General features: G+C 51.5%; 15 protein-coding genes. All 15 read right to left on the bottom strand.

Annotated features, from left to right (window positions below; all coding sequences use genetic code 11):
• Nucleotides 1-50: 50 nt before the first annotated feature.
• Entirely contained in the window at nt 51-1,673 is a 1,623-nt protein-coding gene (locus tag LKD46_RS03565) for a relaxase/mobilization nuclease domain-containing protein (protein WP_002602093.1), read from the bottom strand.
• A complete protein-coding gene (locus tag LKD46_RS03560; protein WP_002602094.1) occupies nt 1,645-2,043 on the bottom strand; it encodes a plasmid mobilization protein in 399 nt (132 codons plus the stop codon). The genes LKD46_RS03565 and LKD46_RS03560 overlap by 29 nt, the downstream gene beginning before the upstream one ends.
• A gap of 557 nt (nt 2,044-2,600) precedes the next feature.
• The gene (locus tag LKD46_RS03555) at nt 2,601-3,005 is read right to left on the bottom strand and encodes a winged helix-turn-helix domain-containing protein (RefSeq protein ID WP_044952027.1); all 405 of its coding nucleotides are present in this window, start codon (nt 3,003-3,005) and stop codon (nt 2,601-2,603) included.
• Between the two features lie 30 nt (nt 3,006-3,035).
• Entirely contained in the window at nt 3,036-3,248 is a 213-nt protein-coding gene (locus LKD46_RS03550) for a helix-turn-helix domain-containing protein (protein WP_004056518.1), read from the bottom strand.
• On the bottom strand, nt 3,235-3,678 hold the full coding sequence (locus tag LKD46_RS03545) for an RNA polymerase sigma factor (RefSeq protein WP_008704783.1): 444 nt from the start codon (nt 3,676-3,678) through the stop codon (nt 3,235-3,237). Before LKD46_RS03545 ends, LKD46_RS03550 begins: the two co-directional genes overlap by 14 nt.
• Nucleotides 3,679-3,732: 54 nt before the next feature.
• Entirely contained in the window at nt 3,733-5,406 is a 1,674-nt protein-coding gene (locus LKD46_RS03540) for a M56 family metallopeptidase (protein ID WP_020993729.1), read from the bottom strand.
• A gap of 10 nt (nt 5,407-5,416) precedes the next feature.
• Nucleotides 5,417-5,776: a BlaI/MecI/CopY family transcriptional regulator gene (locus LKD46_RS03535; RefSeq protein WP_008704785.1), complete on the bottom strand. Its 360-nt coding sequence runs from the start codon at nt 5,774-5,776 to the stop codon at nt 5,417-5,419.
• 381 nt (nt 5,777-6,157) lie between these two features.
• Nucleotides 6,158-6,298 (bottom strand): Maff2 family mobile element protein, encoded by a 141-nt coding sequence (locus tag LKD46_RS03530; RefSeq protein ID WP_117854421.1) that lies wholly within the window; start codon nt 6,296-6,298, stop codon nt 6,158-6,160.
• Nucleotides 6,299-6,387: 89 nt separating this feature from the next.
• Nucleotides 6,388-8,211 (bottom strand): VirD4-like conjugal transfer protein, CD1115 family, encoded by a 1,824-nt coding sequence (locus LKD46_RS03525; protein WP_227573813.1) that lies wholly within the window; start codon nt 8,209-8,211, stop codon nt 6,388-6,390.
• Entirely contained in the window at nt 8,208-8,678 is a 471-nt protein-coding gene (locus LKD46_RS03520) for a PcfB family protein (RefSeq protein ID WP_012741698.1), read from the bottom strand. Before LKD46_RS03520 ends, LKD46_RS03525 begins: the two co-directional genes overlap by 4 nt.
• Before the next feature lie 91 nt (nt 8,679-8,769).
• Entirely contained in the window at nt 8,770-9,819 is a 1,050-nt protein-coding gene (locus LKD46_RS03515) for a DUF8626 domain-containing protein (protein WP_110102413.1), read from the bottom strand.
• Nucleotides 9,820-9,833: 14 nt separating this feature from the next.
• The gene (locus tag LKD46_RS03510; protein WP_110102411.1) at nt 9,834-10,547 is read right to left on the bottom strand and encodes an antirestriction protein ArdA; all 714 of its coding nucleotides are present in this window, start codon (nt 10,545-10,547) and stop codon (nt 9,834-9,836) included.
• A 4-nt stretch (nt 10,548-10,551) separates the two neighbouring features.
• The gene (locus tag LKD46_RS03505; RefSeq protein WP_227573811.1) at nt 10,552-10,881 is read right to left on the bottom strand and encodes a DNA cytosine methyltransferase; all 330 of its coding nucleotides are present in this window, start codon (nt 10,879-10,881) and stop codon (nt 10,552-10,554) included.
• Nucleotides 10,797-11,621, bottom strand: a complete 825-nt coding sequence (locus LKD46_RS03500) for a DNA cytosine methyltransferase (RefSeq protein WP_227573810.1) — start codon at nt 11,619-11,621, stop codon at nt 10,797-10,799. The genes LKD46_RS03505 and LKD46_RS03500 overlap by 85 nt, the downstream gene beginning before the upstream one ends.
• Nucleotides 11,608-11,964 carry a DUF7768 domain-containing protein gene (locus LKD46_RS03495; RefSeq protein WP_009901612.1) on the bottom strand — a complete coding sequence of 119 codons (357 nt, stop codon included), beginning with the start codon at nt 11,962-11,964 and terminating at the stop codon, nt 11,608-11,610. Before LKD46_RS03495 ends, LKD46_RS03500 begins: the two co-directional genes overlap by 14 nt.
• Nucleotides 11,965-12,237: the final 273 nt, after the last annotated feature.

Genomic DNA, 12,237 nt, shown 5'->3' with positions numbered 1-12,237 from the left:
ATATCATACCTGTATTTTTGTAGGGTTTCGGTATCATTTCGGGGCGGTCTTTAACGCTCCTGTTCACGCTTTTTCTGCTGGCTCGGTGCGCCCCTTAAAATCTGGTCGATATTGCGTCTGACTGTCTGAAGCTCCTGCGCCCGCTGGCGTTTCTCCCGGTAGTCGTTATATCCGGCGTTCTTCTGGACGGTAAGCTGCTCAATCTCCCTTTGCAGGGCTTTGCTGGCTGGCAGCTTGGTTATTCCATGCTCCCGGAAATAACGGGCGGCTGTGTCCGCTATGATAAAATCGCTTTCGTGCTGTTCCCGGTAGGCTCTCCGGGCTTTCTCCGATTTCTGCGCTTTCAGACCGTCACGGGCGGGCTTCGTGCCGATATAGCCCAAAAGGTTGCGCTGCAATTCCTTTTTCTCCCGGATAGCGGCTTCCAGCCCTTTCAGTCCGGCAAGGCTCTCCTGCGTGGCGGTGTTGGCTGCGGAAATGGCAGCGTCCAGCTCGTCCGGGGAAGAAAAGCCATACTGCTGGTAGAGCATGAGGGTAGCCGACATCTGTTTGAGGTTGTGCATGGTCGCCCACTTCTCATAGCCCCGTCCTTTCCCCTCGGCTCGCTTGGCGGCTATGTCTACCATGCGCTGTACAGCGTCATTGTTCGGGGCGTTTTTCGCTTCTTTTTTCGTCCGTAAGCGGTCTTTGATACTGCCGGGGTATTCCGCTATGGCTGCGGGTTTTTCGGCGGCTCTGGCGGCGTTCTGCTCCAAAACGGAGAGGACAGCAGCCCGGTCAAAATCGTCCCCCAGCTTCCGGGCGGTAATTGGCTTCGTCCTGTCCGGCGTGAGGTAACTTAGCCGCCCCCGGCTCTCCTTGACGGTCACACCATGCCGGAGAAGCAGGGCGGCAAACTCATCAAAGCCGGAAGCAGCGGCAAGGGCTTCCCGGATAGTCCGGCGCAGCTTCGCCTTATCCGTTTCAAACTTGGTCTGCCGGGGCGCGATACCGTCCGCAGCAATAGGGGCGTTGGCTCTGTCAAGGGCAGCCTGTCCTTTCTTCTGCGCCCAATACTCACGCTCGGTAATGCGTTCTTTGCTGCCGTTCAAAAGGTCTATCTGGTAAAGCCCCTCGCTGTGGCACATCTCCATGACTTCGGCTTTCAGATAGTTCATAGCTGCGTCCGTACAGCGGTGCTTGCAGCCTGCTTTCCTGTCCGCTGGCCTGTCCATGTGGGGCAGCATGGGAACCTCCGCAATCCGCAGACTGTTAATGACGATATGCACATGGATATTTTCGGTGTGGCTGTGTCCGTCCGGGTGGGTGCAGACAAGGGCCTGGTGTCCGGGGAAATGCTCGGCGCAGAACTTCTCGCCCAGCTCCTGCGCCCGATCAACGGTCAAGCCGTTGTCCGGGCCGTCCCGTGGGTCAAAGCTGATGATGTAGTGGTGGCTCTTTACGTCCTCCCGTTTCTGGTTCTTGCCGTAGCGGAGATTGGAGCGCATACAGGCAACGGCAAAATCCTCCCCGCCACAATTCAGAGAGGATATGCGGTAGTCTACCCTCGGTATGAGCCGCCCGTCTGCGTCAAGGGTGGGCTTCATGGTAAACTCGTCATGCTCGAATGTGAGGTATTTTTCAGCGTCCCCGTAGTTGGCATTTTTAGAGCTGATATGTTTGAGTATCGCCAACGGCTTCACCTACTTTCTGCAAGACTTCAAACTTCAAGGCGGCAAGGTCGGCGGCGGCTCCCCGCACTTCCTTTTCCAGCCCCCGGTAGGGGCTTCCGTATTCGTTCAGGCTCCGGGCAATCTGGTTTAAGTTGCCGCCGATTTTCCCGTACTCTGCCGTGAGCTTGGAGAGGGCGGCAAGCAGCCCGTCATTGACCGGGGAAACGGTGACAATGGGGCGTATGGTCGCTTTCCGTATGGCTTGCCGGATAAACTCGGACTGGCTGATTTCATAAGCCGCCAGCCGCCCGGTGAAGTCGGCGTATTCTTCATCGGTCATGCGGGTCTTTACCACATGACGGCGGTGGGGCGTATTGTATTTCTTTCGCATGGTCTGTGACCTCCTTTCTCGCCCGACAGGGCGCATAGCAGGGTTTGGGGAAGGCACTCCCCAACAAGATTCCCGCAGGGGCAAAAATAAGCGGAGAGCGAATTTTGGCACCTCGGTAGAATCTTGCTCTAAGAAAGTGACGGCTTCCTCTGTGTGGGCTTTTGCTGATACCTCCGGTGGGCGGGGCGTGGATTCTGCCAGCTATGCGGCGGGATTTCTCCCTCTATTACTTACTACGCACGGCAAGGCAAATCTGGCAAAGTTCCCCGGAATTTCTTTTCGTGTTTTCGTAACAGAATTTGACAAAAACGGAAGAATCAGTTCCGTTTTGCAGTGATATACGGACGGTTTCAAAAAATGCCAAACTTTCCGGCAATTATTTTTCCCCTTACTACCTACTACGGGAAAAAAGAAAATTTAGGCAATGTTTTCCAAAAGTATTTGAATTATTTTATTGCGGTGCAAAATCCGGCTTGGTTTTGGGCGCAAAAAAACAGGAAACCTTTTCTTGATTTCCTGTCTTTGGCTGCCGCTGATGGGCGGCGGTTATTCTGTTATCATTCCCCGGAAGCAAACTTGTAGCCCACGCCTAAAACGGTCTTTATGTAAGTGGGCTTGCCGCTGTCCGGCTCTATCTTTTTCCGTAGATTGCATATCACATTTGCCACGTTTGACTGGCAGCTTTCGCTTTCCAGGCTCCACACGGCTTCAAAGATTTGCGCCTTTGTGAATACCCTCCCCGGACTGGTGGCAAGGCAGCAGAGTGCGCCGTACTCTAAACGTGTGAGGGGAATGTCTGTGCCGTTTTTTAATACCCGGCGTTGGTGCAATTTTATTTCCAATCCCGGAAAAGTAAGTACGGGGGAGTGGGGCGGCTGCATGGCTTCCAGCGGTATCATATCAGCAAGGGCGGCTATGGCTTTCTCAACCGCTTTTTCTTCTGTGTCGTTAAATATAAGCATGACTATTTTTGCGACAAATCTCACCTCCTGTTAGGTAGGCTGTCCGTCAAAGCGGAACTGGAACAGGGCAGCGATAAGCCGCCGTTTAATGTTGTCCTCTGTGTCCTTGTTGACCTGTCCGTTTTCAAGGGAAGCAAGCCGGATTCGCTTGCTGTAATGCCGCAAAACCTCGTCAATGGCTTCCGGCTCTCCGCTGGTCGCCCGGACAATGGTTTCATACGGTACAAGTTTAGGATTCCTCATGGAAAAGCACCTCCATTTCTTCATGCAGCATTTGCAAGGCACTGTGTATGTGATGCCACGCCGTACTCCGGCAGCGTCCGTACAGTTCCCCGATTTCCTGCTGTGTGTAACGCCCGAAAAAATAAAGGTAAATGATTTCCCTCTTTTTCTCTGGCAGAGAGGACAGGGCTTCGGCAAGATTTCCATTTGTGAGGATAACCCTCTGACCGCATATCGTAACAGGGTATTGCTTGTAAGGGTCTATGAAATATGTGTCTGACGTACAAAATGGATAAAACTTTTCTTCTGTGAGATATTCAAAGGATATTTCCCTTTGCCGCCGTTTATCCCTGTCACGCCATGCGTTGATTGCTGCATAGTGTATGACAACTCTGCAAAAGGCATTAAAGGTGTACTCGATATGCTCCTTATATGCTTCTGTGCAAGGCATAAATAGTTCCCCCTTTCTCCCACATAATACGGCGTATGGTTTATAAGACACTTGTTATTTCAAGGTTTCTACTGTGAATGAAGCAGAATTGCCCGAATTATTATCCCGTAAAAGTTTTTGTGCTTCCGCTTCGGAAATTTCCTTAATCTCCATAACTCCATTTTCACTATTTTCAGCAATGGAAAGATATATACTGCCACTGTTATTAAAATAGATGATGGGTTTTTTAGTATCAATGAATATACCAATTATCTGGTCGTTGTAGTACCAATACCCATCTTTTGGGTGATAAACTATGCCATAGGATTCATAATCTTGGAGCGTATTCATGTTTTCTGTCTTATCTCCAGATTCCATGCTGTAAGATTCATGATTTCTAATCATATCTCCATTTTCTGTAGAAGTGCCAGCGGGCATTGATTTAAGTCCTGAATTTTCATACTTTTCTGTATGCCTGTCATAAACTTCTTTTGTGCATTCCCGAATACCAATAAGTTTATCGTTTGTATCCCGTTCCGCTTCAATATCCACTGTTCCCGTAAAGAAATTGGTAAAACTTGCGCCGCCCACTGGGTCATTAAAAAATCGGACAACATTTCCCTTGTAAGTGTAGCACTTGCTATTCTTATCATAAATCAATCCATATTCTTCATATATCCCATAGTCAATATTACCGCCGGGCAGTTCTGCCGCCGTATCGTAATCTGAAGCATTCTCGGAAGCATGTATTGGTTTGTACTCCTGTTCTTCAAAAATTGGATTATTATTAGCTTGGGCGGAAGTTGCAAATGCTGTAGCTACCCCGACAACAATCAGACACGCCAGTACCAGCGAAAAAATAGTTGTTTTTTTTGTTTTCATAATAGCAGTTATCCTTTCTTCGATAGCATTTTTACTAAAGCTGTTACAAAATGGCAATAGCCCACTTTTCGTTGCTTCCATGTTGATAAGCATTAGCGAATAGGCAGATTTTGATTTTTCTCCAAATTGTCGTATGACGCTTTCATCACAAGCCAGTTCTATATCACGGTTAAAAAGAATATACATCACCCACACAAAGGGGTTGAACCAATGAATACAAAGGGCAAGTGTCGCAATCAGCTTTGTTACAGTATCATAGCGATAAATATGCACATATTCATGTGAGAGGACATATTGCAGTTGTTTTTCATTTTTCCAGTCCATTTTTTTCGGCACCAAAATAACAGGACGGAAAATGCCATAAGTTAATGGGGCGGAAATCCTATCAGATTGCTTTACCAAAATTGGACGTTTCAATGGGCGTTCCGCCAGCCACTTTTCTACATAATGGTTGTGGACGGGTAAAGCTGTCCGAAATTCAATCAGACAACGCAAATAGGATATTACAAAAAACAATGCGATAAGTATTATTCCTGCACACCATACAATAAACCACATGGAAACAGATGATAAAATATTCTCTGGCGGCTGTTCTGCTCCCTGTGTCGTAACAAACAGCCCTTGCATAGTGGGAATGTTGTAATCTGTTCCAGCTTCCGGCAATGTTGTAGAAGATATGCTATGAGTTACCAACGTATAAACACTAAACATTGACGGAATCGAAAACGGGATAAGCAGTCTTAATATCACCAATTCCCATAAAACAAGAAAAGTCTTTTTCGGCAGTTTATTGATTGCCACCGCACGGATAATCACTACCGCAGTAATGAAAGCAGCCCCCGAAAAGCTCATTTGCAGTAAATTCATTTACACCACCTCATTCCAAATCTTCCACAATCTGCTTGAGCTTCTGAATCTGTTCAGCGGAAAGCTTTTTTCTGCCTAACAGGGCTGCAAACAGTTTGTCAACTGAACCGTCATAAATCTTGTCAACCAATTCTTTTGTTTCCGCTTCCTGTACTTCTTCTTTGGGAATAAGGGCATGGCACATGAAATTAGGCTCGGAACGTTCAATCGCCCCTTTTTTGATACACCTTTTTATCAGTGTGTAGGTAGTATTCATGTTCCAGCCAATTTCTTTTTTCAGAACGTCGGATATGTGTTTTGCAGTGGTGTCGCCCTCGTTCCAAAGCACACACATTACTTTCAATTCTGAATCGAAAAGTTTAATATCCATTTGTTTCCTCCTTTCCACAAGACCGCAGTAGTTTCTGCTTGATTACACATTACACCTTTCTTAATCGGTTGTCAACACTACCGCAGTAGTGTTAAGAAAAAATTCATAATTTATTTTCTTGAATAGATAATGAAATGAGAGGGCTTCCGCAGCAGTCGGCACTGTGCGTAATGTGCATAACTTGCTATCTTATGGAGTTGTGGGAAAGTCCGTTTGCAGAATGTGGGAAAGCTGCTCTTTAGCTTTTCCATGTTCTGTGAACGGACTTTTCCATAACGGAATAGCAAGTTATACACATTTCCATGGTGCTTGTCGTTTGCTCTTTGGTTCGGAATAGTGTGGTGCTGGCGGTCTATCTCTTGTTTTCGGTTGTTTGCTTCTTTACTGTACATGAGCATTTGCCGCAGGGTTGTCCGACCCGTAACCTTCCAGAAGGTTGATGACGCCCCATACCGCCAGACCAGCGCCAAGAGCCATGACCAGAATTTTAAGAATGTCGATTGCCTGATTGAAAAATTCCATATACGTTCCTCCATTTTGTTTGTTTGATGGTTTTGGGTACAAAAAAAGCCGCCCACATCGGCGGCGCTTCGGGTCATCATGGCCCGAAGTTACACAAACTCGTCGCTGTCCAGATCATCGAAATTCAACAGGTCAGCTTCTTCGTCCGTGTCGGAGCCGTCCACTTTGTACACCGTGTATTCGTCCTCCGGCTTTAGTCTCAATGGCCGGTGGCGGAACAGGCTTTCCAAGCGGAAGGCGTTTTTCTTTTTATCAAATTCGGCTGTGTACTTGTAATTCGGGTGCTTTTTCAAGTCATACTTCGGGGACAGGAAGGGCGGGAGCCCCCGAAGCTGCAAGATACATTTATCCCCGGGCATGGTGGTGATCTCGCTGGTGGTCATCAGTTCCCGGCCAAGCCGCTGCATATTTTGGCTGTAACTTTCAGACTGTCCCCGGCTTCGGCCCTCGGTCTGCATAGAGATGGTGGCCTTGCCCAGCCAGTTTTCCGAAATATCCTTTAGGGTGGAAGCCTCCCGGCCTCCGAGGAACACGATACTGTCCATGTTTCCCATGATGGTTTCGGAATGGTCTTTGTACAATGCCTTGCACTGGCTCATAGCCTGATAAAAGAGCGTCAGGCTGATCTCCCGGGAACGAATGACGGCCACAATCTTTTCCAGCCCCGGCACCTGCCCGGTGTTGGCAGCCTCGTCCCATAGCACCCGCACATGGTAGGGCAGACGCCCGCCATAGGTGTTATCAGCCCGTTCACACAGAAGGTTGAACATCTGCGAGAAAGCAAGGGCAACCAAAAAGTTGTAGGTGGTGTCCGTGTCGCTGATAAGGAAGAACAGCGCCGATTTTTCGTCCCCCAGCTTATCAAGCTCCAGCTCGTCATAAGACATGATCTCCCGAAGCTGGGGAATATCAAAGGGAGCCAGTCTTGCACCGCAGGAAATCAAAATGCTTTTGGCTGTCTTGCCGCTGGCGAGCTTGTATTTCTTATACTGCCTCACGGCGAAGTGCTGGGGGCTGCGGCGTTCCAGCCCGTCAAACATATAGTCCACCGCATTTTTGAAGGTTTCGTCATCCTCCCGGACTTCCATGCTGTTTATCATTTCCACCAGCGTATTCATGTTGCGTTCTTCTTCCGGCCCCTCAAAGACGATGTAGGCCACAAGGGCGCAGTACAAGAGGGTTTCGGCTTTGGTCCAGAACTCGTCGCCCTCCTTGCCGTCGCCTTTGGTGTTGGCAATCAAGGCGGTAACGAATTTCAAAACATCGCTTTCCGTCTTGATATAGGCCAGCGGATTGTAGTGCATGGATTTTGAAAAGTCGATACTGTTGAACACCCGCACCCTGTATTTCTCCCGTTGCAGAAACCGCCCGCACTGGTCGAGGGTGCCGCCCTTCGGGTCTACCACCACATACGAGGAATGGGCTTGAAGGAGCTGCGGGGTCAGCCAGAACCTTGTCTTTCCCGAGCCGGACGAGCCGATGACACAGGCGTTTAGGTTCCGGGCATTGGCGGGTATCTTCGGACGGGTGTTCATGGTAAGGAACTCCGTCCCGGTCAGAATGACATTGTTCTGAAATTTTGGGTCAACAAACGGCTTTATATCCTCCTTTGTTCCAAAGCGGGCGGTGCCGTATTCCGCATCCCGCCGGAATTTTTTCGCCTGCCTGATCTTTGACTGTATCAGCAGATACACCCCAGCCGCACCGGCAAGGCCCACCAGCAGGTCAATACCTCCCAGCCCCGGCCAGTAGGTTTCAAAGGCTTTGGGGAAGGTATCGAGCATCCCCATGAGCTTTGTCCCGAAGTCTGTGCCGGGGGCGATCCGGTAGGCCGTCCCGATTTTGGAGAAGAACCAGAACACAAAGAGGTACGGCAGGTTTGGGAGTACATATTTTCTGATTTTGTCACTCAACGTCCGTCCTTCACCGCCTCTCTGGTTCGCTGCTTTTCCTTTGCCTGTGTCCTGATCTGCTCCGTGAATTTCCGAAGCTGGCCGAGGATGGAAGCCTTGTCCTGCTCTTTATTCAGCACCTTTGCGCTGTACTTCTGGAAGGCCGCCGTGATAGCGTCCGCCTGATTGGCTTTGAAAAACAGCAGGTAATGACCGGGGCTCACTTTATGGAAAGCGTAGTCCACATGGAACTCCTTCGCGATCCGGTCAAAATCCTTTGGAGCTCCCACATAGGGCATGGCACTTTTGCCGCCATAGTGGTTCATCAGCTTTTTCACGCTCTGGCGTCCCTGCGGGGTCAGCGCCTTCCGGTGGTGCTTTTGCAGCGCCCGAACCACCTTGCCAAGAGCGGCAGCCAGCACTTTTCCTGTGAGCTTCGTTGTCCTGATTGAAAGGGCAACCGTTTTTTGGTTTACTTCTTCCTGCATAAAACCTCCTTTCCGTCGGGGTTCCCGCTATCCGGGAGGCCCCCGTACAGTCTCGGGGAACAGAAAACCTCGGGCCAATGTGGCCCGAGGCTTACCGCTCGGCATCCCTGCCGGACGGAGCTTTCTTTTCCGGCTCCGTCTGGACTTTTTCGCCCTGTTCCCGCATGGTTTGCAAGATAGAGGGCCTCTTTTGAAGCTGGGAGGGCTTTTCGCTGGACAGCGGCTTGATACATTCCAAGCGGTCAGCCGCCCGGATGGCGTTGTCCGTGAGCTGCCTCTGCCATGCGCCCACGCTGGGAGCCCAGCGGAAACCGTTGCTTTTCAGCTCGGCCCGGGTGTCCGCGTCAGGCTTTCCGTCAAAGAACACCTGCAAGCGGTTGTCCTCCCGGTTCATTTCCACACGGCCCCCATCGAACTCCCAGCCGGAAAATTCCTGCTGTGCCTGTTTGGAAAGCTGTTCGATACGGGCCTTTACCCGGCGGATTTCCGCATTGTTGTTGGTAAGCTGGTAGCTTTCAAAGGGCCTCGGATCGCTCCGCCAGCTTGACGCCATGCTTGCTTTCAGCTTTTCGATCTGATCCGGCGACAGCAGCGCACAGCCGTCCAGCTTGCCATGCTTGCGGTAATAGGCGTTGACCTCCTTCATAATGAGCTGGGAGCGTTCCAGCCCGTCCAGCTTCTTCTGGAGCTTTTCAATCGCTGCCGGGTCATCGGCGCTGATCCCGCCCATGCCGGTACTGCGTATCTTATCCAGCAGCCCTTGAATATACCGCCATTCCTCCATGTTGCTGTCCCGGGCCCGGTTCTGTTTTTCCTTCTTTCCCACCGGGAAATTGGCAGGTCCGGCGATCATCACAGAGGGAACCCTTGCGTCAATGGCAAAGCCCTGGTTCATGTTTTCGGCCAGCTTGCGGGCGTAGGTGTCTAACAGATGGTCAATCTTCTCATGGTACATGGGGTCCACCCGGGATTTCTGCTGTTCCGCTATGGCGGCGGCCTTGTCCACCATTGCCCGGTATTCCGCCGTTGCGCTCCCTTCCTTGTAGTCGGAAAAGCTGTTCATTTCCTTTGCCCGGCGGGCGGCTCCTTCATTGATAGTGTAATAGTTGATGGTATGCACCTCCTTCATGCTTCGGGCCATGCTGGCCCGAAGTCTTACCGTTCTTCATGGGAAGGCCCCGCCTTGTCCTTTTTCGGAGCGGGCGGGGCTTCTTGAAACCGTTTGAGTGCAGCGAGAATGGAGTGGACAGGCTCGGCCTTTTCAGGATAGGCAAATATCCGGTGTTCCGGCGGAATGTCCTGCGGCCCGTGGTAATACTCCTTGAAGCCCTCCGGGACTGCCGACACGTACCCACCGGGAGCGAATACGCCGCCCTCGTTGATACGCACATCCCGCCCGTATGCCTCATAATCGAAGTAGTTCTGAATGTGCTCCGGTATGTCGATGGTCCCAAGCTCGTCGGCGTAAAGACGGCCCAGCCCTTCATCATCAGAAATATCCGGGTAAAAGCGGTACAGGTCAAGGTTCTGGGTCAGGTTTATCAAATCCTTCACGCTCCGTATGTGGTTTCCCAAGACAAGAGCGGCTTCAAAGGTTTCCAGTCCGCCCTTATCCCGTACTTCCAGCAGGGCGTGGCCCAGCTCGTTCAGCTCGTCGATGTTCTCACATTCGTAGAGATGATCGTAGAGCCCCAGCACATCACTGTCAAAGCTGGTAAAGAACACTTCGCTGTACCGTTTCCCGTCTATCCCGATTTTGGCAAGGGCGGCCTGCAACTCCTGTGTCGTCATGGGGAAATGTACCGTTGTCCCTACCTCGATCCCCATCAAGGGGTACAGGGCTGTATTGGTTATATAGGCTTCAAACATGGGCTCATTCCTCCTTTTCGGCCCGGTCAGCCAGCACCTCATAAATCCCGGCCATAATGTAATCGGCGCAAGGGAGGGCAATCGCGTTTCCCAGCGCCTTGTAGCGTTGCAGAGGCCGGATCTCCACGCCGTCCGCCCCGTACTTTGTCCAGCCCTCCGGCAGCCCCATCAGCCGTTCGCTTTCCGTTTCCGTCAGAAAACGGATACAGCCGCCCTCATACCAGAAGGCAAAGGGCGTTACATCACTGGCTAAAAGAGTGGGAAAAGGGTCAGTTGGTAATCCGAAGCTGTTTCGGAAGGCCGTTTCTTCCTGCCTTTTTGCCGCTCCCCGCATACGAAAGCACTGAAAGGGGTGGATGACTGGTATCTGCCGCCCTGTTTCAAAAGAAGCTGTTCGATCTCCTTCGGCGGCGGCCCGCCCTCTCCGCAAGGCGGAGGAAGTGGGAGCATTGGACGGGGCTTAAATAGTATGTCTGCGGCACGTCTGCCTCCAAAATCCGCCACGACGAAAATCCGCTGCCTTCGTGCCAGCCTTCGGGAGCCTGCCCAATACTGGGCGTCCATGAGCCGCCAGCACACATCAGGCGTTCCCCCTCGCACCATTCCGGCGTTTCCCCATCTTCCCGAAGGAGGCATTGGAACTTCGGTGTCCGAGAAGGCGGATAGGACGGCTCTAAAGTCCATCCGGTCATTTGTAGAAAACGCTCCCATGACGTTTTCCCAAACAGCGATAGCTGGATATAGGTTATCAGTAGCATCCCTCATTTCCTGTATGATACGAAACGCCTGATAGAACAGGCTTGATTTTGCCCCGGCAAGGCCGGAGCGGTTGCCGATCAGAGAAAGGTTCTGACAGGGGGAACCGAAGGTAATTATATGGACAGGTGGGATTTTCCCGCCGTCCACCTTCGTAATATCCCCCAAATGCACCATGTCGGGAAAGTGCCTTTTGGTTATGGAGATGGGCGCTTTTTCAATCTCACTGGCCCATACCGGACGGATACCGCACCGGGAAGCAGCCAGAGGGAACACGCCAATCCCGTCGAAAAGGCTTCCCAGCTTAATGTCCGGCATGGCCCGGGGTACCATGTCCCTTCACGGCAAGCACCCCTTCCAGTGTGGTCGCCGCAATGCCCAGCCGCCCGGCAACCGCAATATCGTTTTTTACATCCTCGTCCACAACGCTGCCACAGACGATCAGGGTATGGGAGCGCCGCAGCATATCCCGGCGCATATCAATCCCGGCCTTATGTTCCTCGGGAACGCTGTCATTCAAAAACAGCGGCAGGTACAAGAGCGGGCAGATTGGGGAAAAGCCCGCCTCATAAGCAAGGCGGCAGTAGTGGGCCGCCAGCTCCATATCAACATCCGGCTCGCCGCTCCATGCGGCGGTCAGGTATGCTAAAGGTCGTTTCATTGGTTGAGCCTCCATTTCTGTTTTGGTTTAGGGAAAAGCAAGAGTTCGCCCAACCCCTCCGCCCCTTCCCCCGGGAAGGGGAACGGCTCTGGAGAATTTATATCCCCGTCGCTTGACCGGGAAAAAGCATAACCGGGAGAAATCCGTCAAGGGTGCCTCTGGCACCGCCTGCGGCGGCGCTGCCCTTGACTGATTTTCCCGGCTATGCTACGGAATAACTGGCGACGGGGAATAATTTATATCTCCAGAGCTTCGGGGCGCGGGGCAGAGCCC

The sequence above is a fragment of the Blautia fusiformis genome, assembly GCF_020686995.1.
Taxonomy (GTDB): Bacteria; Bacillota; Clostridia; order Lachnospirales; family Lachnospiraceae; genus Blautia_A; species Blautia_A fusiformis.
This window is presented reverse-complemented; position numbering and strand designations above follow the sequence as displayed.

Coding starts and splice junctions, on each gene's coding strand:
- LKD46_RS03560 (WP_002602094.1), bottom strand. CDS start 2,043: ATGCGAAAGAAATACAATACGCCCCACCGCCGTCATGTGGTAAAGACC.
- LKD46_RS03555 (WP_044952027.1), bottom strand. CDS start 3,005: ATGCTTATATTTAACGACACAGAAGAAAAAGCGGTTGAGAAAGCCATA.
- LKD46_RS03550 (WP_004056518.1), bottom strand. CDS start 3,248: ATGAGGAATCCTAAACTTGTACCGTATGAAACCATTGTCCGGGCGACC.
- LKD46_RS03545 (WP_008704783.1), bottom strand. CDS start 3,678: ATGCCTTGCACAGAAGCATATAAGGAGCATATCGAGTACACCTTTAAT.
- LKD46_RS03540 (WP_020993729.1), bottom strand. CDS start 5,406: ATGAATTTACTGCAAATGAGCTTTTCGGGGGCTGCTTTCATTACTGCG.
- LKD46_RS03535 (WP_008704785.1), bottom strand. CDS start 5,776: ATGGATATTAAACTTTTCGATTCAGAATTGAAAGTAATGTGTGTGCTT.
- LKD46_RS03530 (WP_117854421.1), bottom strand. CDS start 6,298: ATGGAATTTTTCAATCAGGCAATCGACATTCTTAAAATTCTGGTCATG.
- LKD46_RS03520 (WP_012741698.1), bottom strand. CDS start 8,678: ATGCAGGAAGAAGTAAACCAAAAAACGGTTGCCCTTTCAATCAGGACA.
- LKD46_RS03515 (WP_110102413.1), bottom strand. CDS start 9,819: ATGGCCCGAAGCATGAAGGAGGTGCATACCATCAACTATTACACTATC.
- LKD46_RS03510 (WP_110102411.1), bottom strand. CDS start 10,547: ATGTTTGAAGCCTATATAACCAATACAGCCCTGTACCCCTTGATGGGG.
- LKD46_RS03505 (WP_227573811.1), bottom strand. CDS start 10,881: ATGCGGGGAGCGGCAAAAAGGCAGGAAGAAACGGCCTTCCGAAACAGC.
- LKD46_RS03500 (WP_227573810.1), bottom strand. CDS start 11,621: ATGCCGGACATTAAGCTGGGAAGCCTTTTCGACGGGATTGGCGTGTTC.
- LKD46_RS03495 (WP_009901612.1), bottom strand. CDS start 11,964: ATGAAACGACCTTTAGCATACCTGACCGCCGCATGGAGCGGCGAGCCG.